Raw genomic sequence first — 22281 nt, forward strand, 5'->3', positions numbered from 1 at the left:
CCGAGGCGCGGGCGCGGAGTGACCGCCTTCGCCCACCAGGGGTCACACGGGCGGCATCAGATCGCTCTGGCTGACGGTGTATGTCAATGCGGGATAGACGAAATCCGTTTCGTTGTTCTCGCGCCGCCGTAGCTGAAAGAACTCGCGCTGCTGATCCTCATCCGCCAGGGCGAGGCGCTCACCGTGCGGGAGGTACGCGTGTTCCCCGCGATACCGGACGACGGTCTTCGATGTCCGGAAGGTCACGCCGAGCCAGTGGTTCTCCGCTGCCCCGACTGGTGTGTCCAGCACGATCCTGTGCTTCAGCCGCCGATTCGCGGCGACCGAGAACGTGACGAAACCGTTGTGCGGCAACGGAATCTCGAACATATCGCCGGAGGCTTTTCGTTCGACGATGAGCTTGCGGGGCGGGACCGCGGTGGGATGCCGATAGCAGGAGAAGACGGCGATGAACGACTCGTCTTCGAGATCGAGGGCCTGGTCCGAATGGCTGCCCATCTTCGCGTAGGCGTTCGTATAGGTCTCGATGAGGGCGTTGTCGAAGCCCGCCGAAAGCCCCGCGCGTGCCTGAATCCGCTGTGCCAGGCGATCGTGCACCGGCCCGAAGCGCTGCGCCGGACTGCCGTATCGGGTGGTGGTGCGAACCAGGGGCACGCCGCCCGCGGCATCGGGTTTGGTGAGCGTGGCGCCTCGCCGGCCCTTTCCCAGCTCCTCCCACCGGACCGACGCGGAGAGCTCCGCGAAGAGGTCCTGCGTGGAAGGCAGTGTGTACGACAGGATCTCGTCCGAGATCCTAGGTTCGGGGAGCACGGTAATCCCCCGCGTTCATGCTGAAGCGAAACCGGTCGCCGTAGTCGATGAAGGACGAGGTCCTGTTCTCCTCGGCGTACAACCTGCGCAGCTCGTCCATGCCTTCGAGGGTGGGCGGCTCCAGTTCCACCAAGCCTTCGTCCCGAGCGAGAAACGTGCGGCCGTCCCGGTGCACGGCTTCGGTGCTCGAGCACCGCACCACGTATCCCAAACGGGTGGGCAGCCGCTCGGCATCCAGCATCGAGGGCCGGATCTCGTGGGTGTAGAGGCGATTGGTGGACAGCGGCATGAAGAAGACGGAGCCGGGATGGAGGGTCACGCTGAACCGTGAGGGCAGCGTGTCGCTCACCTCGACCGAATCCTTGAGGTGAAAACGGAGGGTGGTCAGCCCGCTCACGCCCTTGACGCCGTAGTCGAAGCCATCAGCGTCGATGGGCTCCAACCGGTCGAGCCCGTCGTAGAAGGTGCAGAAGGCCATGATTCCGTTGGCGGGCATGTCCTTGGTCTTGTCGGCGTGAGCCGAGATCTTGGCCTTGGATTGCTTCCGCTCGGGAGTGGCGAGGGTGTTGTGGTAGATCTGGGCGAGAACATGATTGAGCGGCGCCTGGTCCCGAAAGATGGTGGCGGCCTCGCGATTCAGAGCATCGACGATGCCCGTATCGGTCGGTCCGAAGTTCTCGGTCGGTCCCGCGAGATTCGTGGAGCAGCGCAGCAGACGGAAATGCAGTCCATCCTCGCGTCGCGTCACCGGCGTCAGGTAGATCCCGCTGCGATGGGCCGCCCCCGGCTTGGTGGATTCGGTCAGCGACTGGAACACGTGCTCCGTGCGGATCCGCCCGAAGTGGTCGGCGGCGAGGTCGAAGAAGCGGCGGTAGTAGACCCCGACGCCGTGCACGCGGACCGGGACCCGTCCCAGATCGACGAGAGTCCACGAAACATCCGGGCGATACCCCTCCGACAGCTCCCGAACGACGAAAACCCGTGCGGCCGAGCGCAATCGGCGTTCACTGATCGCTGACAGCTCACCACACAGGTAGACGGTCTTGCGCGAAACATCGACCCGGCCACGAGCCAGGTCCTCCGGGCTGATCGTGGACCCGAAAAACTCCCCGCCCAGGCCCCTGCCCCGCGGGACCGCGGGCGCGAGCAAGACATTGCCCGCATCGTCGATACCCGCTTCGGTGGTGTCCCTCATGTAGCCCCCGTCGTTCGCAGATCTCCGCGCCACAGCACCCTCCTCCCACAGGCGTCGATCACGCATGAACGAAGGCTGCGGACTGTCCACCCTACTGTGGCGACGAAGCCGACAGACCTGCAGCTGGAGAAGCCGAAGCGGCTTTCAAATACTCTAACTATTCCGATTTATTCGCTAGTTGGATTGCCAACATATCCGAAATCTGCAACTATCTGAGACAGTGAGGCCGACGCACCGGCCATCACGACACTCCGAGAAATCGGCGGAGCAGCACGTCCGATCGTCGACCATCCGACGATCATCGAGTGAGGAGCCCTTCCTTGAGCAAGAACACCGAAACCCCAACGGCCGCAGGGGGTAAGCCTCAGTTCGAGGTCGTGGTGGTCGGTGCGGGCGTCAGTGGCATCGGAGCGGGCTGCCAACTCCGGCGCGCCGGTATCGACGACTTCGTCATCATCGATCGCAGAGGCGATTTCAGCGGAACGTGGATCGCGAACACCTATCCCGGCGTTGCCCTCGACGTGCCCTCGACCTCCTACGAGTTCACCTTCGCGCCGAACAGCTGGTCACGTATGTTCGCGACCGGAGCCGAGGTGCGCGAATACTGCCAGCGGGTCGCGCGCGAACACGGGCTGTACGAGCGGTCCCGGTTCGGCGTCTCGGTCGAACGTGAAGCGTGGGACGACGAAACCGGCTTCTGGACATTGCATTTGGACGACGGGTCGACACTGACGGCGCGCTATGTGCTGAACGCCACCGGATACTTCCTCGAGCCGCGGTCGAACTCGGGCATCCCCGATGTGGAGAAGTTCGCCGGCAAGGTGATGCTCTCGGCCGGGTGGGACCACGACTACGACTATCGCGGCAAGCGGGTGGCGGTGATCGGCACGGGGGCGAGCGCGATGCAGATCGTGCCGTCGATCGTTTCCGAGGTGGCCCAGCTGGACATGTACCAGCGCACCGCGACCTGGTGCGGCCCCAAACCGGACTTCGCCTTCGGCCGCCTGGGACGCGCGCTCATGCGGTCACGGCGCTTCCACGCCGTGGCGTACATGGCCAATTGGTATCTGTACCAGGCGGTGATCGTGGCGGCCGAGCGTCTCCCGAAACGCGTCACGCTCGCCGTGATCGAGACGTTCGAGAATGCGCTGCGGGCGGCCTATCGGGCGTATCTGCGAGTCCAGGTCAAGGATCCGGACGTCCGTGCTGCCCTGATTCCCCGGCATGGGTTGATGGCCAACATGCCGACCTTCGGGCGTGGTTTCCTGCAGTCCTTCAACCGAGACAACGGAAATCTCCTCACCACACCGATCGAGCGATTCACCGAACGCGGGATCCGAACGACCGACGGTGTGGACCACGCCTACGACATGATCGTCCTGGCTACCGGCTTCGATGTCGCATCCGAACCGGAATCCTTCCCCGTCGGCGCGGTCAGCGGACGCGAGGGCCTGGATCTGGGTGAGTTCTACCGCGCCAACGGCATGCAGGCCTATGCCGGTGTCGCCATCCCCGGGTTGCCGAACCGCTGGTCCATCTACGGACCGTACGGCTGGAACGGTGTGACCTTCGTCAGCATGAGCGAGACCGCCGGGCTGCACGTCGCGCGAGTCATCACCGAAGCACGCAGGCAAGGCGCGCAGATCGTGGAGGTGACCCGGGCCGCGCACGACGCCTGGCATCAGATGATGATCACCAGCCCGTTCACTCTGGTCGCGCAGGAGTACGTGGTCGAACGCCAGGTCAAGCGACACAATGTGCGCAGCTACTTCTCCAACGCTCGCGGCGAGGTTCCGATCGTGCGCCCATCACAGGGATTCCGGAACTCGCTGTGGAACCACAGCGAACGGTTCGATCCGCGGCAGGACTACACCTTTCGGGTCCTGCCCTCGACGCGCGCGAACGGCAATGGGCATTCGGTCGATTCGGCATCGGCCCGTGTGGCCGTGGCGGACTGACCTGCAGGACAAGGCAATCGATCGACAAGGGATTGGACTCGACGATGAGACTTCCGTTTACCGGACCGGTAGCGAGCAAGCGCGGCCGTGTGGTGTTGGTGACCGGCGCGGGCAGCGGCATCGGCCGCGCGATCGCGCTGCGGCAGGCCGCGGCGGGCGACACGGTGATCGCCACCGACATCGACCTGCCCGCGGTCAAGGAGACGACCACTCTCACCGAAGGTGACTGCCACGCATACGAACTCGATGTACGTGATCCCGCGCGGTGGGAGACGCTCACCGACGAGATCATCGCTCGCTTCGGTGTTCCCGACGTCCTGGTGAACAACGCCGGAATCGCGGTCGGCGGGGCGTTCATGGATCAGACGCCGCAGGACTGGGACCGAGTCATGTCCATCAATGTCTACGGCGTCATTCACGGCAGCAAGATCGTGGGATCGAAGATGCTGGCCAGCGGCCGGCCCGGCCATATCGTGGTCATCGTCTCGGGCGCGGCGTGGACCCCCAACCGCGTCGCGGTCTCGTACTCCACCTCGAAGGCCGCCGCGCTGATGATCACCGAGTCGTTGCGAAGTGAGCTCGGACCCAAGAACATCGGCGTCAGCGCCATCTGCCCCGGCGCCACCCGGACCCAGCTGGCCACACACGCGACCCTGGTCACCTCCGACGCGGACACCACCGAATCGGTGCGGGCCGATTTCCAATCGATCCAGGATCGCTTCGGCTTGGCCTCTCCGGATCTGGTGGCCCGCGCGGTGCAACTCGCGATCCGCTTCGACCTCGCCATCGTGCCGGTCAACTTCGACGCCACCGCGGCGTGGGTGCTGCACCGGATCTCACCCGGCCTGCTGCGACGAATCTGCGCGATTCCCACGATGTCCCTTGCCGAAGGCACGGCCCGAAAGGCGGTCCGGTATCTGCCGTCGTCCCCGGCCCGCCGTCACACCCGATAGCCACCCGAAGCAAGGAATCCCCCGATGTCTCACACCGCCGTCATCCCGCCTCGCTCGTCGTCCTCGCGGTTCGCCGCTCTGCTGCACCGATTCGCGGCGTGGCTGGCCAAACCCTCGGGCGCACGCCTGGTCTACGCGTTGATCGCCGTGACGCTGATCATCGGCGGTATCGCCGCTGCCCTGGTCATCGCCTACGTCTTTCCTGAAAGCTGGGACCAGCAAGGCACTGTCGAGTTCTATCGCCGATATCAACTCGTGGGCAAGATCGGGATGATCGTCATCGGCACCGCTGCCATCCCGTTTCTGGCCATGGTCGGCGCGACCGCCTCGTACTTCTGGAGCATCGACACCAGCAAACACCACGTTCTCTCGTGGATCGCCATCGTGAGCGACATCGCCTTCGTCACAGCGATTTTCATGTACGTCAGCTTCGCGGCCGCGCCCATCGTGCTCTACGGGCACATTTCCGATGAACTGCTCCACGTCTTGCACGTCCAGGCCTTCGCGGCGGGCGGAATGCTCGGTCCGCTGTGGATTCCCAACATCATCGCCGTCGCCGTCATAGGCCGTCGCGCAGGTGTGTTCCCCACGTGGCTGAGCCGACTCGCGGTGCTCGGAGTACTGACTCAATTCCCGGCCATTTTCGGCGTCACGACGCTGTATGGACCCTTCAACGCCGCCAACGGCTTCATCTCGTTCTACATTCCGGGAATCGGTCCGGTGACCTGGGCGACCTACATGATCGCCTGGTGCACCGTGCAGTGGGCCAAGGAACACACAGCCGACACGGGCCGAGACGAGACCGCCGACCTGTAACTCCGCTCGTTGTTCAACCGCGCATCAGTTGAATGGCTGGACCGGGCCCCCGCGCCCCGGTCCCGACGACAAGGATTGCCATGGCCGCCAGCCCATTCCGCGACCCCGACATCGCCGACGGCGAGACATCGCACTATCGGATTCGGCTCACCGACAGTCCCACCGGCACTGCGATCACCGGCGTGGTCGACCACGACGACGACTGCTACATCTCGCATCTCGAGGTCGGATCGGACGACTCCTTCCGCGCCGAGGTCGAACAGCGCATCCGCCGCTCGGAAGGCTTCATCGAGGCCGAGAGCTACCGGGCCGCCTCCTACTTCCGAGGCCGCACGGTGTCGCGTGAAGAGGGCTATTTCCTTGACACGCACCACATTCAGTTCGGCGGAAAACTCGCCCCGTTCCCGCGCGGTGTCATGCCGCTACTGGGCGGGCTGACCCTCCTGCGCGGGCTCGATTTCCGGCGCGGCGCGAAATCGAAACACGATCTGTGGCTTGCCTTCTCGATCTCCTGGCCGCTCGAGGTGAAGGTCGAGAAGCGCATGACCATCACGGTGCCCGCAGGCTCGATCGATGTCTGGCAGGTGAACCTGCGACCCAGCTTCAGCCATATCAACACGCTGCTGGACAAAGTGGTGTCGGGCTTCCTCCCACCGTTCACCTGTCATTTCGAGGCAGCCGCAACTCACCGCCTGGTGCAATTCACCTTTCCGACCGGCCCACTGCCCTGGCAGCCCCGAGCGGTCATAGAACTCACGACTCGATAGCAACCTCGGCCGCATCTCCGCTGGAGCCGAGAGCGCCTCCGCTCCTTGATCTTCGGGCAGACACGGCACTCGTCCGAACAGCGGGCCATGCGGCATGTAGACGCGTTGTCCCTCCGGCGGTGCCACCTGCCCGAGTTCGCTAGGGTCAGCGAATGGCCGAGATCCATCGCACCACGCTGCAGCCGAGCAAGCTCGAGTTGCTTTCCGGCTGGCTCCCGAGGCAGCCGTGGTTTCACGGTGCCGGTACCCCGCGGTTGTCCAAGGCCGGAGGATTCCGACTCGATGACCCGGCGGGGGACGTCGGTCTCGAATTCATGGTTCTGACGGACTCCTCCGGGCCCACCGCGATCACCTACCACGTGCCGATGGCCTACCGTGGCGAACCGCTCGCCGGGAACGACCACGCCCTGATCGGCATCTCGGAACACGGAGTCCTGGGGCGCCGCTGGTTCTACGACGGGGAGTTCGACCCGGTACTCCGCACGCAGGCCCTTGCTCTGCTGACCGGCCGCGCCCTGCCCCAGGCACAGAACGAGAGCGGGACGGTGGACGACACTGTCGAAGTGTCCAGTGCTGATGCTGACTTGCGGATCATGCTGCGCATCAACAGAACTCCCGCAATGATCACTGCGGGCGATCATGATGTCGCCGGTCGTGTCGCCGCACGATGGCGTGATCCGGCCGGAGCATCACACCGCGGGATACTGCTGGAAGCACTCGCACCCACATCTGCGCTGGGGTCCAGCCTCGGGGGCTGAGGATGGCTGTGGACGGTGCGAAGTCAGTGCCGGGCGGCCGCGGGACAGGCCGGGCGCGGGCCTGAGGGAAGCGCCATCATCCTCAGCGCCAGCACCACCGCCGCACCCCACCCGGCACCTCCGGCCAGCGCTGTGGATACCGATCCGGTCAACGCGAGCAATCCGGCGAAGAAGATCGCACACGTGATCACGGTGAGGGCGGTCGTGGTCAGATCGGTCCTGATGCTCGGGCGGAGGGTGCGCGGAGTCGGGATCATGTCGTGTTGGTGCCCGACCCACCCTTTATCAAACCGTGATCACATGACCAGGTCTCGACACTTCCGGCATCTTCCCTGGTAGAGGCCCTGAAAATCGGATCGATTAGTTATTCGCGCAGGTAGAGCGGGGGGTTTCGTCCGAATTGTTTCGACGTAATCATGGAGAGGACGAACCCAGGACATACCCCATTTTCGGCCCCACTCACCGAAAGTACCGATATGTCAACGGATTGCGCAGCACACGTCACTGCCCGCGCGACGGGCCGTGACTCCTACGACGACATCGAACCCGCGCTCATCGAGCTCGCGGGCACCGATCCCGGCGATCCGGCCCGCACCCGGCTGCGCGAGGACATCATCGCCCGCGCGCTGCCGCTGGGTGAGCACATCGCCCAGCGCTACAGCGGCCGCGGCCTGGAGCACGAGGATCTGTTGCAGGTCGCCGCACTCGCGGTGGTGCTCGCGGTCGACCGCTTCGATCCGCACCGGGGCGCGTCGTTCCTGGGCTTCGCGGTGCCCACGATCATGGGCGAGGTCAAACGCCACTTCCGCGACACCGGCTGGGCGGTACGCGTGCCGCGGCGCACCAAGGAGGTGCACCTGAAGATCGCCGCGGACGCCCCGGCGCTGGCCCAGCGACTCGGGCGCGAACCCACCGCACGCGAGCTCGCCGAGCACCTCGAGGCCGACCTGGGCGAAGTGACCCAGGCGCTGATCGCGCGCAACAGCTACCGCGCCGAATCGCTCGACTACACGACTCCCGACACCGACGACACCTACTTCTCGTCGGTGATTTACACCCTCGGCGCGGACGACCCGGGATATGGCCTGATGGAGGACTCTCTCACCGCCGGTCCGCTACTGGCCTCGTTGAACGAGCGAGACCGCGAGATCTTGACCATGCGTTTCGGGCAGGACATGACCCAGGGCCAGATCGCCAAGGAGTTGGGCGTGTCGCAGATGCAGATCTCCCGCATCCTCGCCCGCGTGCTGGGTGAGCTGCGCGAGCAGGCACTCCAACCCGCCTGACCCCCCCCGCCCGAATCACACAGAGTGCGCGTTCGGGCCTCATGCCGCGCTCAGCGTGCCAGGTCCGGGTGCGCCCGCCCGGTGACCAGCGGCATATCGACGAAGGTGAGCAGGCCCGGCTCGGCGGCACAGACGTAGGGGATCGAGTTCACGCAGTGCGCGGCGGTCACGACGATGCCGGGGTTGCGCTCGAGGCCGGCCGCCACACCAGTCGGATGCCATCCGTGAATCGTCACCTGGCAGTCGGGGTCGCCCTTCACCTCGATCTCGAACCGGACGCCGCCGTCCCCGTACTTCCAGGGCGGGTCGAGGTGCTCATCGCCCATCAACCAGTTGACCGCGACCCTGACGACCTTGACCTCGCCGATGAACGCCTCCCAGGCGAAGCGCTGGGCGGCGACCTGGCCCGGTTGGATCTCGCCGATCGGCGAATCGATCGGCGCGGTCGCGACCGCCACCTCGCGACTGCTGCGGATCTCGGCGTCGGCGAAGCCGAGCGTGTCCAGGCACATCCGCACCGACTGGTCGAACCCGTTGTCCAGCAACGCCAGCATCGGACCGTTCATCGCCGCCTCCGGCGACTGACCGAAACCCATGATGTGGCGCACGACATCGGGCGCGTTGTAGGTGCGGATGTCGGAGTACTCCTCACCGCGCACGAATGTGATCGCGCTGGACAGACCCGCGAAGAACAGCGGCTGCTGCTCGGTCGCGCCGCCCGGGTCGATCCCGGTCCCGTGCAGCGTCACGCCGCCCTCGAGCGCCGGGGCCGTCATCCGTTCCCGCTCCTTGTCGGTCGGCCAGAACCAGCCCAGCGGCGTGACGACGTTCTTGCCCGAACGCAGTATCGCCGCAACCTCTTTCGGATTCGGCATCAGCGGCGAGTACAGGACGCAGTCGGCGTCGAGGGCGAGAATCTCCTCGATGCTGTTGGTGGCGGTGACGCCGATCGGGCCGATTCCGGCGAGCTCACCGGCGTCCTTGCCCGCCTTGCTCTCCGAGTGCACCCAGCATCCGACGAGCTCGAGATCCGGGTGCAGCTGGATCTGGCCGATCGCGGCCTGGCCGAGCCCACCGGTGGCCCACTGGATCACTCGCAGAGTCATGCATGGAATAGAACATGTTCTATTCCATGACCGTCAAGAGCGGGCCGCCACCACCTCGGTCGCGACCTCGAGGAACTTCAGGTCGGTGACGGCCGGGACCAGGATGAACTCGTCGCACCCGGCCCGCTCCGCGCCGTCGAGAATATCGGCCAGCACCTCGGGACTCGACGCCCGCGCCGAGGCCGCCACGATCTCGGCCAGCTCGGGTCCGAGGAAGCCGAGGTAGCGAGCGATGAAGGAGTGCAACACCTTCGGGGCATCCGCGACGCCCAGGGCGGTGAAGCAGCCGCTGACCTTGCGCGGGGGCGTCGTACGATCGGCCTCGGCCCAGCACCGGTCGGCGAGCCGACTCGCCTTCGCGATCTCCTCCGCGTCGCCCGAAACACTGAAACCGGAGACGCCGTCGGCCCACCGCGCCGCCCGGCGCATCGCCTTCGGACCCATCGCGCCGGCGAGAATGATCGGTCCGCCCGCCTGCACGCACGCCGGCCCGACCGGGTCCGCGCCCTCGAACGGCGGCTTGCCCGCGAGCAGTGATTTCAACTCGGCGACCTTGTCGTCGAGCTGCTGGTGCCGTCCCGTGAAATCCGCTCCGAGAGCGCGATAGTCGTGCTCACGACCCCCGACACCGACGCCGACCTCGAGGCGGCCGTTCGCGAGCTGGTCGAGGGTCCCGATCTGCTGGGCGACCATCGCCGTCGGATGCTGGGGCAGCACCCACAGATTCGCCAGGACCTGCACCCGCTCGGTGACCGCGGCGCATGCGCCCAGCGTCGCGACCATCTCCGGATTCGAGAACGTCACCCGCTCCCCCACCGAGACGCTCGAGAACGGACCCGCGTCGATTCGCCGGGCCCAGTCGAGCGTCGTACCCGGTCCGTAGCCGGGAGCCATTTGTGGAAGTGCGACACCGATCTTCATGTGCCGACCCTCTCAGACCCACCCGGATTCGGTCAGGCGATCGCCGATTCAGACGAGACCTTCCCGCTGTGCGATGGACCGCAGGTCGGACGGGAGTGGGGCGAACACCTCGAGCAGGAAGTCCTCGTCGTGGTAGCGAGCGGTGACCGAAAAGCCGGGATGGGCAGCGAGGATGGCGTGAACGCGGTCCCCGGTGAGCGGGTATTCGGGAACGTGGTGGCGCCAATGGACGCAGATCACCGTGCCGTCGGGGTCGAGATGGGCGAGCAACTCGTCGAGAGCGCTGTGCAGCGACGCGGCATCGAGGTAGTAGCAAACCTCACTGAGCACGACGAGGTCGAAAGTGTCCGGCGGCCAGTCATCACCCAGGCCCCAGCGTCGCAGTTGCACGGCCCCGGAGTCCACCGTCTCGCCGAGCCTGTCCGCGGCGGTGCGCAGCGCGTCCTCGACGATGTCCGTGGCCACTATCGAATCGCAGCGGGTCGCGAGTTCCGCGGTGAGAACGCCTATGCCGCAACCCGGTTCGAAGGCGCGGCGGTAGCGAGCCCGCGGAAGTGCCGCGAGGGTGAGCGCTCGTTTGCGTTGTTCGTACCAGCGGGTGGTGAACTCCCACGGATCGGCGCTGCGCGCGTACAACTCGTCGAAGTAGGTGCGGGGCAGGCGGGATGTGCTCATCGGAAGTAGATTTCGGTCGGGCCGGTGAATCGGCGCAGCACATGGGCGGGCACGATGGGCTGGTCGGCGGGCGCGTCGGACAGAGGCAGGAACTGGCTCCGGAAACACGTCAGGGCGCGATTCTTCGCCTCCCGAGCGGCGGGCGAAAGGGCCAGTGCCACAGGCATTTCTGCCTGTAATCGTGGGTGTTCCGGGTCACCCCACTGCCACATCCACACCGGGTACTCGAGCAGTTCCGCGCCGGTGACCGCACACGCCGCGGCCCCGGCCCGGCCGAGCGCCTCGTGGTCGGGATGGCCGTCGTGACGCCAGATCACCGCGCAGCCCACACGTGCCTCGTCCGCTTCTTCCAGGAGCGCACACAATCGATCGCCCAGCCGGGACTCGTGCGTTGCGAGCTCGCCATCGGGAAATCCCAGCCGGACCGGGTCCTCCGTCTTCAATTCTCTTGCGGCACTTCGTGCTTCATGGACTCGCAGCCGCGCCAGTCGAGCCGGGCCGTGCGTGAGCGAATCCGGATGCGAGCCTTCCCCGTCGGTCGCGGTGACGATGGTGACCGGGATCCCGGCGGTGCGCGCCATGGCGATGAGTCCGCCCGCACCGAGCACCTCGTCGTCGGGATGCGCCGCCATCACGAACAGTCGGCTCCAGGCGGGCAGCGTCATCGGCGCGCGGGCGCGGCGCCAGGATTCCCACTCTTGTTCCGCGACACCGGTCGCGCGCACGTCGATCACAGGTTCGGCCATGAAAACTCCTGTCCCGCAACATCACGGCCGAGTTCGGCCAGGTCGATTTCCGCGTGGCTCTGACGCAGGTAGACCGTGAGGTCCGCGACCCGCGCCGCGTGTTCACCGTCCGCGCACAGTGGCCCGGCACCCAGCGCACGGCCGACGCGATCCACTGTCGTGGTGACCGCGTCCTCGACCACGGCCCGGACCAGGCGTGCGCGCAGCCGTGCGTCGACATCACTCCCGTCCGGGTCGGCGTCGATCTCCGCGGCGGCCTGCCTGAGTCCCAGCCGTGCAGACTGCAGCGCGCCTGCCACCGCGCCCAGATGCGCCAGCGCATGCTCGTGGGCGCGCCCGGCGGCCGCGCGTTCGTACAGGGGCCGGGCGACCTCGCAGGCACTCCCGTACCAGCACGCGGCCACTCCGACCGCGCCGTGCCAGAATCCCGCCCGCTCGAGATACGCACCGGGGGCGCCGACCGGTGTGGCCGGTGCGGAGTCGAAGTCCACCGCGCCGGAATCGGATTCACGCATGCCCACCGCATGCCAGCTGTCCGGCACCGGTCGCACCATCGAAGGAGTCAGCTCGACGGCGAACAGTCGGCGTTCCTCGCCGATACGGGCGGTCACCAGTGCGTGACTGCACAGGCGCGCGCCGGAGCACCACGATTTGCGACCTTCGAGCACCCAGCCCGCCGGGGTGGACCGTGCGCGCAGGATCGGTTCGGGTGGCTCGGCCGCCCACACTCCCCAGATCTGCCCGGAGGTGGGAACCCGGCCGCCGACCTCGTGCAGGATCGCCGCGGCATCGGCGTGAGCCTCGGCGAGTCGACCCAGAACCGTGTTCTCGGCAGCCAGCGCCGCCAACGCCTGGAATCGCCGCGTGGTCTGCCCGCCGCCCGGAAGCGGGAGCGTGAGCCGTCCCGAGCGGGAGAGCGCACGCAGCCTGCGAGCCAGATCCGGTGATGGTTCAGGCACTTTCGACCTCCGGCGCACCCGGCGACTCGAGGCCGCGCAGATGGGCCGCGAAACCACTCGGCGCACGTCCGAACCGTCGACCCGAGGTCGTCACCACCACATCCTCCGCCCAGTGCACTCGCGCGCCGTGCGCCGTGGCCCGGCTCACGAACTCCACGTCCTCACCGGAGCTCAATGGCGCGAATCCGCCTGTGCGCCAGTACACATCGGCCCGGAAGCCCAGGTTCGCACCGTGCACATGACCTGTGGCGCGGGTTCGCCGATAGTCCCGCTCGTACCTGGCCCGCACCTGCGGGGAGTGCTGACTCCAGTCGGCCACCGTGACCACACCGGCGACGATCTCCGCACCGGTCCGCGCGTAGCGCAGCTGGCGCGAGAGCCACTCGGGATCGACGCACGAGTCGGCGTCGGTGGTGGCGAACCAGGTCGTGGCGCCGCTCCCCCTGCCGCCCGTGACGAATCCGGCGGCACGCGCGATGCCGACGTTGTGCGCACCGACCTCGATCACGCTCACCCCGGCGGCCGCGGCCACCAGCGCGGATCGGTCGGCGCAGGCATCGAGCACCACCTGCAGGCGCACCGGCACATCCACCCGCTCGGCGCACTCACGCAGCGCGTGCAGACAGCCGCTCAGCAATCGCTGCTCGTCACGCACCGGCACCACGACCACGACATCGTCGATCGCGCGCGGACTCGCGACGGCTGCCTCCCGGATGATCATGCGTGCCGTCTACCCCGAGGCCGACGCAGCAAACGGGGCCGAACATGCGTCGAGGGCAGCGCGGCGAACCGCACTGCCCTCGGGTCGAGCTGAATATGACTCAGCCTCGAAATGACTCAGCGCAGTGCGCCGCGACGACCCGTGACGAGGTTGACCAGGAACAGCAGGATCACCGCGCCGCCGAGGCAGGTGAAGAAGCTGAACCACAGGCCGCCGCCCTCGACGTCGACGCCGAGCAGCTTCAGCAGGAATCCACCGAGCAGGCCGCCGATGACGCCGACGACGATATTGAGCAAGATGCCTTGCTGGGCATCAGTTTTCATGATCTTGCTGCCGATCCAGCCGGCCAAGCCACCGATGATGATCCAGCCGATGATCCCGAGTCCGAGCATCGAATTCTCCGTTCTCGTCATTCAGCGGCACCCTCAGTGGGGCCGCGTTCGAGCTGGACATACCCGCGGAATTCGCCGCCAATCGCCCGAGGCCGGTCCGCGACGAGGCTCACCTTCCGCCCGCTGCGGCATAACCGTCATCCGACCTGGTCACAGGACAGACCGAGCGTGTAAATCAGTCGCCGCACCCGGCGTTCGATCTCGGCTCCGATCAGGCGGACCTGTTCGATGGGCTGCCCGGCCGGGTCGTGGATCGGCCACTGCTCGTAGCGGTGGCCCGTCACGATCGGATCGGTGTCCCCGCAGCCCAAGTCCACCACCACGTCGGCGACCTGTAGAAACTCGGCGGTCCAGGGTTTCGGGAATTCTTCCGCGATATCGATTCCCCGTTCGGCCATCACCTGCACGACGACCGGGTCCACGTGCGTGCCGGGTGCCGAACCTCCGGACCAGGCCACCGCGTGATCGTGCTCGAAACGGGTGAAGAACGCGCGCGCCATCTGAGACTGCCCCGCATTGTTTCTACACATGAAAAGCACCGCGGGACCGGCTCTCCGCCACCCGCGCAACTTGGCGACGGCGGTGAGCCGGTCCCGGGCGAAGCGCTCCACCATGGCCGCCGACCGCTCGTGCTCGCGGGGAACGGAAAGGAGGTAGTCACGAGAGGTGAGCACCGTGTCTCCCACGATGGCGGCATCGAGCCCGGCGAACTCTCGTAGCAAGCGTGCTCGGACCAGTCGCAGCGCCTCACGCTGCCCGGTGGGCACGTCGGCCCACTCCTTCGACAGGTCTTCCGGCATGTCTCGACTCCTCTGCGTGGGTTCCACCCAGAGGTACCCCGCAATCGACGAGTTAGCCTTCGGAGCAGCGACTTTCATCGATAGCGGCATCTTCGGAACATTCCGGACAACTTCTCGGGCGAGCTAGCGCCTACTGCCGCGAGCTGGAATACGGCTTACCTGCTCAATGTCCCTGTCGCTCTTCGGAATCGGGGCCTTCCTGGGTGCGGCGACGACGCCATTCGGCGTAGATGACCGCGATACCGCTGACGATCAGTACCACGCACGCGATGCCGGCCACCGTGGCCCATCCGGCGTACCCGTATCCGGCGGCGATCAGCGCGAGTGCCAGCGCGAGGATTCCCAGGCCGCCGAGGATCACCCCTACGACGTTGAATCCGTCCTCGACCCCTTCACCGGCGTGGCGGCGCGGCCGGCGCCCGCGCCGGGACGTGGGCTCCCCGGAACCCCGGTTCATGGTTTCTCGGTCCGTCATCATGAGAAATCTCCTTTCGCCCAGACACCAAGCTGGTGGTTTGCCAGGCGTACCCGGGATCGACCGGCCCAATCACCGCAGGGTCACAGCACGAAACCGCAGAAGTGCTACCCATCCGGTGGGCATCGCGCCCACCGGACGACCCGCGACGCCGCGGGGCGGCACCATCGTCCGCGACGGCACGATCACCGAACGCTGCGGTCGGCTCGACGAACTCGGTCTCATGCAGCAACTCGGAATAGTGCCGGTCCCCCAGCGGTGACTGATCCGGTCAGGCGGAACGCGCTCCGTCCGTCAGCGCCCATTCGACCAGGTGGCGGGGGTTTCGTCCGTATTGTTTCGAAACGGTTTTTTGGGGAAATGCCTGAGGGTTACCCAATATTCGGCACGACGCACCGAAAGTACCGATATGTCAACGGAATACGCAGCACAGCCCACGGCTCCGGCCCGCGCGAGGACCAGCGGCGACTCCTACGACGACATCGAACCAGCCCTGACCCGGCTCGCGGCCCTGGAGCCCGATGATCCGGCCCGGGCGCGTCTGCGTGCCGACATCATCGCCCGCGCGCTGCCCCTGGGAGACCACATCGCGCGCCGCTACAGCGGCCGCGGCGTGGACCACGAAGACCTCGCGCAGGTCGCCGCGCTGGCGGTCGTACTTTCGGTCGACCGGTTCGATCCCGCGGTCGGCGCCTCGTTCCTCGGATTCGCGATCCCGACGATCATGGGTGAGGTCAAGCGCTACTTCCGCGACACCGGGTGGGCGGTGCGAGTACCGCGACGCACCAAGGAAGTTCACCTGAAGATCACCCGGGGCGCCCCGGTGCTGGCACAGCGGCTCGGGCGCGAGCCCACCGCGCGTGAGCTGGCCGACTATCTGGAAGTGGACCTCGGCGAGGTCACTCAGGCCCTGATCGCGCGCCACAGCTATCAGACCGAGTCCCTCGACAGCACCGGCTCCGACACCGACGAAGCCCCGTCCTCCTCGGTGGCCCATACCTTCGGCGACGTGGATCCCGGATACGCATTGATGGAGGACACGCTCACCGCCGGACCGCTCCTGGCTCTGCTGAGCGAGCGCGATCGCGACATTTTGACCATGCGGTTCGGACAGGAAATGACCCAGGCGGAGATCGCGAAGGCATTGGGCTGCTCGCAGATGCAGGTATCACGCATTCTCACTCGCGTGCTGCAGGAGTTGCGCGAGAAGGCGCTCCAGCCCGCCTGAGCGCCTACGGGTTCGGGCGTCCGGCGATGACGTTGTAGACGGCGTCACGCCATCGGCCGATCCAGCCCTCCGCCGCCGCACGCCGCTGCGCCCTGCGCGCCTTCGCCGATCCCGCCGGGTATCGCCAACGGGCCCACGGCGATGTCGGCCGCGCCAACCGCACCGCACCCACCAGGCCCACTATCGGAACGAACAGTGCGAGCAGGCCGATCCACACCTTGCCCTTGACCATGGTCACCACCGCGAGCGTGCCGTGCCACAGCACCAGCCCCACGAGGACCCGCCAACCGCGAAACGAATCGGTGATACCCAGCGGCGTTGCCCCGAGCAACATCAACGCGCACACCGACGCCCCGATGACGACGGCATCCACCGACACACGCCCCTGCTGGGACCAATAGACGTCCTTCAGATCCAGGATCAGCGCGAATTCATCGAGAACCAGCGCGGCGCCGACCCCGAACAGTCCCGCGAATATCTCCAGCCACGGCGACCTGTCACCGATCGGGCTGAAGACGCCGAATCCGGACGCGATCATGAACACCACGCCGAACACCATGTGGTGAATATGTGTGCCGCCCGGGGTGATATTGCCCGGCCACCACGACACCTGCGCCCGGATCATCCGCACGCTGAACCGAATGAACACGAACGTGAGCACGAACATCACCAGCAGGATCGCCAGCGGAAGCTTGCCCGGCAGGACGATCATCCGCTCGAACCAACCGTCCGTACCTGGCGCGGCATGAGCTGCCCAGACATTCAGCAACATCATCGCAACCTACAGGGGCCGACCGGCGGCGACGGGCCGAACCGCGGAGTCCGCCTGGTTCGCCGCTCGATCGAGGTGGCGTCACCCGCACAGGCGGCGGCGACTCGGTGCTCGCGCGCGGTGCTCGGCCCGGAACCCCGCCGACGGCGCCGTCGATTTCTCGTGCGGTAAACTCGCGAAACTTGAGGTTACTCCTCCGTTTTCGGCTTTCTGTCGATCGACCAGTCGGGCTGTGCGGTAGATCGGCGGAGCGAGCCCGGGGGGAGCTGTTCGCATGCGTGGCGGGGCCGCGAAAGCGTTGTTCACGGGCCCGGAAATCGGCAGATCCGGATACCACCTAGGAGAACCTTTCGTGTCCGTATACCTTTATCGGTGGGGCAAATTCGCGTTCAGACACACATGGATCGTCCTGCCGGTGTGGTTGCTGTTGCTCGTGACGCTGGGCGTCGGAGGCAGCGTGTTGAGCAAGCCGATGAGCGACGAGTTCAGCATGCCGTCGCTGCCGTCCGAACGCGCCACCGACATCCTGGACAAGCAATTCCCAGGCATGTCAGGGCAGTTCGGCATCGATGCCGTCAGCGGAACGTACGTCATCAAGGCGCCGGCGGGTACGACGTTGACCGACAAGGACAATCGTGCGGCCATCGACGCGCTGATCACCGATCTGAAGAGCCTGTCGGTGAAGGACGGCACACAGCGCCTCGTCGCCGACAAAAACGCTGCGGCACTGAAGAACCCGATCGCGGCGGCCGAGGCGATGGGATGTCTGAAGAACGCCGACCCGGCGGTGTGCTCCGGTGCGCCGCTGAACGTGCTGAACAAGCAGGCGCCGGCAACCGTCGCGGTGCTCTCGGTGCCGTTCGACATCGCCTCGGCGGCGGACATCACCGACGCGCAGCGCCGGGCCGCCTACGAGGTGGCCGCCCCCGCCCGCGCCCACGGGTTGAGCGTCGAGATCGGCGGGGCGATCGAGCAGAAGCAGGAACAGCCCAGCGGTCGGGCCGAGATGATCGGCATGGGCGTGGCGCTGGTCGTGATGGTGATCGCCTTCGGGGCGATCGTGGCCGCCTTCGTGCCGATCGTCACCGCCATCGTGGGTCTCGGCGCGGCCATGATGCTGATCTCGCTGAGCACCTCGATCATCGAGATTCCCAGTTTCACAACGTTTCTGGCGTCGATGATCGGCATCGCGCTGTCCATCGACTACGCGTTGTTCATCGTCTCCCGCTACAAGCACGAGCTGCGGGTCACGGAGAGTTCGGAAGAGGCCGCGGGCATTTCGGTCGGCACCGCGGGATCCGCGGTGGTGTTCGCCGGGCTCACCGTCATCGTCGCGCTGGGCGCGCTGAGCATCGTCGGGGTGAACTTCCTGACGTTCATGGGCCTGGGCGGCGCCATCGCGGCATTCTTCGCGGTGCTGACCGCCATCACCCTGATGCCCGCCCTGCTCGGCGCTTTCGGCCGTTTCCTGTTCACGCCGAAGCTGCCGATCCTCGCTCGGCACGATCCGCGGGACGACACCTCTGTCACCGTCGGCACCCGGGTGGCCCGCCTGATCGGCGCACGACCGTGGGTCGCGTTGATCATCGCGGTGGCGGCCCTGGGCGCGCTGGCCGCCCCCGCACTGCATCTGCAATTGGGGCTGCCGGGTGAGAACAGCTTCCCGACCGAATCCACGGTCCGGCGGGCGTACGACATCAAGACCGAAGGGTTCGGCGAAGGCAGCAACGGCATGCTGACCGTCGTGGCCGATCTGACGGAGGTCCCCCCGGGCGAACGCGACGCCGCGATCGCCGCGCTGCGCGACCGGCTCGCCGCGCTCGAGGAGATGGATTACGTCACCGCGCCGCAGATCAGCGCGAACGGTCTCGGCGTAATGCTCAGCGGCGTACCGAAATCGGGGCCGAACAACCAGGCGACCAAGGACCTGGTGCGCGCGGCCCGCGATGCCGAAGGTGAGCTGACCGAACGCTATGGCATCGAGTACGGCATCACCGGAACCACCGCGATCTACGCCGATATGGACCACGTCCTGCTCGGCAAGATCGTGCCCTATCTGGCGATCGTGGCCGGTGCGGCCTTCGTGCTGTTGATCCTGGTGTTCCGGTCGATCCTGGTGCCGCTCACCGCGGCCGTCGGCTTCCTCCTGTCCATGGCCGCCACCTTCGGCGCGACCGTCCTGATCTTCCAGGAGGGCACCTTCGGCCTGATCGCCGATCCGCAGCCGATCATCAGCTTCCTGCCGATCATGTTGATCGGGTTGGTATTCGGGCTCGCCATGGACTACCAGGTGTTCCTGGTGACCCGCATGCGAGAGGAGTACGTGCACGGGAAATCACCGAAGGACGCCATGATCTCCGGTTACCACCACGGAGCCCGCGTGGTCACCTCGGCGGCGATCATCATGATCTCGGTGTTCGGATCCTTCCTGCTGGAATCCGATGTCACCGCCAAATCCATGGGTTTCGCGCTGGCGTGCGGTGTCGCGATCGACGCGTTCGTGGTGCGGATGGTGGTGGTCCCGGCGCTGCTCGTGATCATGGGACACCGATCGTGGTGGATTCCACGGTGGCTCGACCGACTCGTGCCCGACATCGACGTCGAGGGGGCGAAGCTGCAGCGGCTGCGCCGACGGGCGCATCCCGAGTGGCTCGTGCCCGTCGAAGCCGCACAGTCGCCGTCACCGGAGCTTTCGACCGCTGTCGAGCAGATCGAGAACGAACACGTCGGGACCGTGCGGGCCGAGCGGGTCCGCATGGAGCAGGACGCGACGCACAGCCCGGAGGCCGCCGCGGCGGATGTCGTCGAACCGCATGCCCCTCTGGGCGGCCGATCCATCGGCGGCCGGATCCGCCGCGAGGACCGGCACCCGGTGCCGGAGGCGGTCTTGACGCTGATCAGCCCACGCGGACAGCAGGTTTCGCGAGCGACCGCGGACGGCAGCGGCCGCTACACGATCGAGCCGCCCGCATCCGGCGGCTACGTGTTGATCGTCTCGGCGGACGGATATCAACCGGCGGCAATGGATGTCACCGTGATGGACAGCGGCGCACACCGCCTCGACGTCACACTGGTGGGATCCAGCGAGGTGTCCGGTGTGGTGCGCGCCGGACACGAGCCGGTGCGCGATGCCACGGTCAGTGTGACCGATCTGTGCGGTGACGTGGTGGGTACCGCCGTCACGGCGGCGGACGGCACCTATACCTGTCGTGGCGTGCTCGCCGGAACCTACACGCTGGTGGCGGTCGCCTCCCGAATGCGGCCCACGGCAACGGCATTGACGATGCCCGGCAGTGGCCGCCTCCGCATCGACGTCGAGTTGTCGCCGATGGCGGTGTTGTCCGGCACGGTGCGCGCCAACGGCCGGACGGTGCACGATGCCAGGGTCACCGTGCTCGACTGGTCCGGCACCATCGTCGGTACCGCTCATACCGACGAGCACGGCCACTACGCCGTGAGCGACCTGTGCGCCGGTGAGTACACGGTCGAGGTTCGCGGATATTCGCTCGTGACCGATCAGGTCACCATCACCGACGGCGACGCCGATCACGACCTGCGGCTCGGCTTCGACGAATACGCAACGGTTCGGTGAACCGTCGATCCCACGGGCGCCTCGCCGATCCGCGAAGTGCTGCACCCACTCCGGACCGCACCGGGTAGCACGCCGCGGACTACCGACTCACAACCCGGCGGCGGTGAGCCGGTGGTCCGCTTCGAGCAGCATCCACCCGCTCAGCTGCACCGACAGATCGGGGCACACGCTCGACGGGGGCGGTCCGGGGGACAGCACGAGTCGGGCGGCGAGCTGCGGAATACCCGATGCGGTGACCGGGCGGGACCAGTCCACCCCGAACAGCGGAAGCCCGTCCACCTCGGCGCGGTTGTCCCAGGCGGCCCGGGCCGAGTCGTGCACGATCTTCGCGGCGGCGGTGTCGCCCAGGGCGAGTGCGGCTTCGGCGAGATACCTGGCGAGGATGCCCATGAACAGCCCGGAGTCGTCGCCGCCGGACGCGGCGATCACTCCCCCGTGCGTGAGTCCGGCGCCGGACGCGGCGACCAGTTCCCGCACGCGGCGGTGATGCTCCGATTCGCCTGTGCGCACGGCCAATTCGGTTTCCAACCCGATGGCCACACCCTGGCAGTAGGTCAGGGTGGTGCGATTCACCCGTCCGCCGGGCTCGTGCACTCCGTCCAGGGTCAGGCCGCTGCCGGGGTCCCGCAATCGGGTGTGCAGGAAGTCGGCCAGCTGCCCGGCGCGGGACACCTCGCCCAGTCGCGCGAAGGCGATACCGGTCGGGCCGATCGCGGGGGTGTTGTAGTAGTCGTCACCGAACCGCCAGGGCACCGCGCCGACGACCGGGTTCCAGCCGCCGATCAAGGCATCGCGCAGATCCCCGACGGCATCACCGAACCGGACGTCGAGCAGACGATCGGCACGCTCGAGCGCGATCGCCAGCCACCCCATATCGTCGTAGTACCGATTGGTCCAGCCGCCGAGATTGCGGGTGCGAATTCCCGATGCGAGGGCGGCCACCCGGTGCAGCCGTTCCGGGTCGCGGGCGCGGCAGGCGGCATCGATCGCGCAGTCGAGCAGGTGCGCCTGCCACCAGTAGCACCACTTCAGGAACGACAGATCCGCCACGGACGACGGCCACACGAGCTTGCCCAGCTGCACGCCCGGCTGCCCCCAGAGCGAACGCACATTCCGCCGCACGATCGCCTGTTCGGCCAGTTCGGCCCGCGCCCTGCTCGCCTCGGTCCCGACGGCGTAGGGGCTCACATTCCGGCTGATCGTCCAGGTCGGAGCCGGGCGGGTCAGCGCGCTGATCGCGAGGGCGGCTCCGGACGCGATCAGTACCCGGCGGCGGCTCACCCCTGTGTACCGGCGATCCATCCGCCCGGACTCCTCTGCCAGAAAACGATCGCCGACAACGAAAACCGTT

22 protein-coding genes and 2 pseudogenes are annotated in these 22281 nt (G+C 66.9%); 10 read left to right on the forward strand and 14 right to left on the reverse strand.

Features of this window, described 5'->3' with window-relative positions:
* Nucleotides 1-42 precede the first annotated feature (42 nt).
* Both NJ1_RS09260 and NJ1_RS09265 read right to left on the reverse strand, forming a co-directional pair.
* Nucleotides 43-810 (reverse strand): hypothetical protein, encoded by a 768-nt coding sequence (locus NJ1_RS09260; protein WP_067690376.1) that lies wholly within the window; start codon nucleotides 808-810, stop codon nucleotides 43-45.
* Nucleotides 794-2005, reverse strand: coding sequence for a hypothetical protein (locus tag NJ1_RS09265; RefSeq protein WP_067690379.1), 1212 nt, complete (start codon nucleotides 2003-2005; stop codon nucleotides 794-796). The genes NJ1_RS09260 and NJ1_RS09265 overlap by 17 nt, the downstream gene beginning before the upstream one ends.
* A 320-nt stretch (nucleotides 2006-2325) precedes the next feature.
* On the opposite strand from NJ1_RS09265, the gene NJ1_RS09270 reads away from it, so the two are divergent.
* The 5 genes from NJ1_RS09270 to NJ1_RS09290 all read left to right on the forward strand — a co-directional run bounded on the left by NJ1_RS09270 (nucleotide 2326) and on the right by NJ1_RS09290 (nucleotide 7257).
* The gene (locus tag NJ1_RS09270) at nucleotides 2326-3963 is read left to right on the forward strand and encodes a flavin-containing monooxygenase (RefSeq protein WP_169813114.1); all 1638 of its coding nucleotides are present in this window, start codon (nucleotides 2326-2328) and stop codon (nucleotides 3961-3963) included.
* Nucleotides 3964-4007: 44 nt separating this feature from the next.
* Complete coding sequence (locus NJ1_RS09275) at nucleotides 4008-4916, forward strand: SDR family NAD(P)-dependent oxidoreductase (protein ID WP_084477918.1); 909 nt, start codon at nucleotides 4008-4010, stop codon at nucleotides 4914-4916.
* Between the two features lie 24 nt (nucleotides 4917-4940).
* On the forward strand, nucleotides 4941-5732 hold the full coding sequence (locus NJ1_RS09280; protein WP_067690388.1) for a hypothetical protein: 792 nt from the start codon (nucleotides 4941-4943) through the stop codon (nucleotides 5730-5732).
* An 80-nt stretch (nucleotides 5733-5812) separates the two neighbouring features.
* On the forward strand, nucleotides 5813-6499 hold the full coding sequence (locus NJ1_RS09285) for a hypothetical protein (protein ID WP_067690391.1): 687 nt from the start codon (nucleotides 5813-5815) through the stop codon (nucleotides 6497-6499).
* Nucleotides 6500-6651: 152 nt separating this feature from the next.
* Entirely contained in the window at nucleotides 6652-7257 is a 606-nt protein-coding gene (locus NJ1_RS09290) for a maltokinase N-terminal cap-like domain-containing protein (protein ID WP_067690394.1), read from the forward strand.
* A 23-nt stretch (nucleotides 7258-7280) separates the two neighbouring features.
* Here the strand turns inward: NJ1_RS09290 and NJ1_RS09295 are convergent, their stop codons facing one another.
* Nucleotides 7281-7514 (reverse strand): hypothetical protein, encoded by a 234-nt coding sequence (locus tag NJ1_RS09295; protein ID WP_067690396.1) that lies wholly within the window; start codon nucleotides 7512-7514, stop codon nucleotides 7281-7283.
* Between the two features lie 219 nt (nucleotides 7515-7733).
* Here NJ1_RS09295 and NJ1_RS09300 point away from each other — a divergent pair, with 219 nt between their 5' ends.
* A complete protein-coding gene (locus NJ1_RS09300; RefSeq protein WP_067690398.1) occupies nucleotides 7734-8543 on the forward strand; it encodes a SigB/SigF/SigG family RNA polymerase sigma factor in 810 nt (269 codons plus the stop codon).
* Nucleotides 8544-8593: 50 nt separating this feature from the next.
* On the opposite strand, the gene NJ1_RS09305 is transcribed toward NJ1_RS09300, so the two are convergent.
* From NJ1_RS09305 to NJ1_RS09345, 9 genes are all read right to left on the reverse strand, one after another.
* The gene (locus NJ1_RS09305; protein WP_067690401.1) at nucleotides 8594-9649 is read right to left on the reverse strand and encodes an NAD(P)H-dependent amine dehydrogenase family protein; all 1056 of its coding nucleotides are present in this window, start codon (nucleotides 9647-9649) and stop codon (nucleotides 8594-8596) included.
* A gap of 33 nt (nucleotides 9650-9682) precedes the next feature.
* Entirely contained in the window at nucleotides 9683-10570 is an 888-nt protein-coding gene (locus NJ1_RS09310; RefSeq protein ID WP_067690403.1) for an LLM class flavin-dependent oxidoreductase, read from the reverse strand.
* Between the two features lie 48 nt (nucleotides 10571-10618).
* Nucleotides 10619-11245: a class I SAM-dependent DNA methyltransferase gene (locus NJ1_RS09315; RefSeq protein WP_067690405.1), complete on the reverse strand. Its 627-nt coding sequence runs from the start codon at nucleotides 11243-11245 to the stop codon at nucleotides 10619-10621.
* Nucleotides 11242-11991: a PIG-L deacetylase family protein gene (locus NJ1_RS09320; protein WP_067690410.1), complete on the reverse strand. Its 750-nt coding sequence runs from the start codon at nucleotides 11989-11991 to the stop codon at nucleotides 11242-11244. The genes NJ1_RS09315 and NJ1_RS09320 overlap by 4 nt, the downstream gene beginning before the upstream one ends.
* Nucleotides 11976-12950: an acyl-CoA dehydrogenase family protein gene (locus NJ1_RS09325; protein ID WP_422615744.1), complete on the reverse strand. Its 975-nt coding sequence runs from the start codon at nucleotides 12948-12950 to the stop codon at nucleotides 11976-11978. The genes NJ1_RS09320 and NJ1_RS09325 overlap by 16 nt, the downstream gene beginning before the upstream one ends.
* Nucleotides 12943-13671 (reverse strand): glycosyltransferase family 2 protein, encoded by a 729-nt coding sequence (locus tag NJ1_RS09330; RefSeq protein WP_067690412.1) that lies wholly within the window; start codon nucleotides 13669-13671, stop codon nucleotides 12943-12945. The genes NJ1_RS09325 and NJ1_RS09330 overlap by 8 nt, the downstream gene beginning before the upstream one ends.
* Nucleotides 13672-13787: 116 nt before the next feature.
* Nucleotides 13788-14063, reverse strand: a complete 276-nt coding sequence (locus NJ1_RS09335; RefSeq protein WP_067690883.1) for a GlsB/YeaQ/YmgE family stress response membrane protein — start codon at nucleotides 14061-14063, stop codon at nucleotides 13788-13790.
* Nucleotides 14064-14200: 137 nt separating this feature from the next.
* Nucleotides 14201-14863 (reverse strand): arsenate reductase/protein-tyrosine-phosphatase family protein, encoded by a 663-nt coding sequence (locus NJ1_RS09340; RefSeq protein ID WP_067690416.1) that lies wholly within the window; start codon nucleotides 14861-14863, stop codon nucleotides 14201-14203.
* 163 nt (nucleotides 14864-15026) lie between these two features.
* On the reverse strand, nucleotides 15027-15338 hold the full coding sequence (locus tag NJ1_RS09345) for a hypothetical protein (RefSeq protein ID WP_245717298.1): 312 nt from the start codon (nucleotides 15336-15338) through the stop codon (nucleotides 15027-15029).
* Between the two features lie 118 nt (nucleotides 15339-15456).
* On the opposite strand from NJ1_RS09345, the gene NJ1_RS40140 reads away from it, so the two are divergent.
* Together NJ1_RS40140 and NJ1_RS09350 are read left to right on the forward strand one after the other, a co-directional pair.
* On the forward strand, nucleotides 15457-15600 hold the full coding sequence (locus NJ1_RS40140) for a nuclear transport factor 2 family protein (RefSeq protein WP_218025157.1): 144 nt from the start codon (nucleotides 15457-15459) through the stop codon (nucleotides 15598-15600).
* A gap of 147 nt (nucleotides 15601-15747) precedes the next feature.
* Entirely contained in the window at nucleotides 15748-16566 is an 819-nt protein-coding gene (locus tag NJ1_RS09350) for a SigB/SigF/SigG family RNA polymerase sigma factor (RefSeq protein ID WP_067690422.1), read from the forward strand.
* A gap of 4 nt (nucleotides 16567-16570) precedes the next feature.
* On the opposite strand, the gene NJ1_RS09355 is transcribed toward NJ1_RS09350, so the two are convergent.
* Nucleotides 16571-17338 (reverse strand): hypothetical protein, encoded by a 768-nt coding sequence (locus NJ1_RS09355; protein WP_067690886.1) that lies wholly within the window; start codon nucleotides 17336-17338, stop codon nucleotides 16571-16573.
* Between the two features lie 352 nt (nucleotides 17339-17690).
* On the opposite strand from NJ1_RS09355, the pseudogene NJ1_RS09360 reads away from it, so the two are divergent.
* Both NJ1_RS09360 and NJ1_RS41120 read left to right on the forward strand, forming a co-directional pair.
* Nucleotides 17691-19982: pseudogene (locus NJ1_RS09360) on the forward strand (MMPL family transporter); the annotation flags it as partial.
* 201 nt (nucleotides 19983-20183) lie between these two features.
* Nucleotides 20184-20930: pseudogene (locus NJ1_RS41120) on the forward strand (MSCRAMM family protein); the annotation flags it as partial.
* A gap of 87 nt (nucleotides 20931-21017) precedes the next feature.
* Here NJ1_RS41120 and NJ1_RS09365 read toward each other — a convergent pair.
* Entirely contained in the window at nucleotides 21018-22232 is a 1215-nt protein-coding gene (locus NJ1_RS09365; RefSeq protein ID WP_084477920.1) for a glycoside hydrolase family 76 protein, read from the reverse strand.
* Nucleotides 22233-22281 lie beyond the last annotated feature (49 nt).

It is taken from the genome of Nocardia jejuensis NBRC 103114 (genome assembly GCF_001613145.1).
Classification (GTDB): domain Bacteria; phylum Actinomycetota; class Actinomycetes; order Mycobacteriales; family Mycobacteriaceae; genus Nocardia; species Nocardia jejuensis.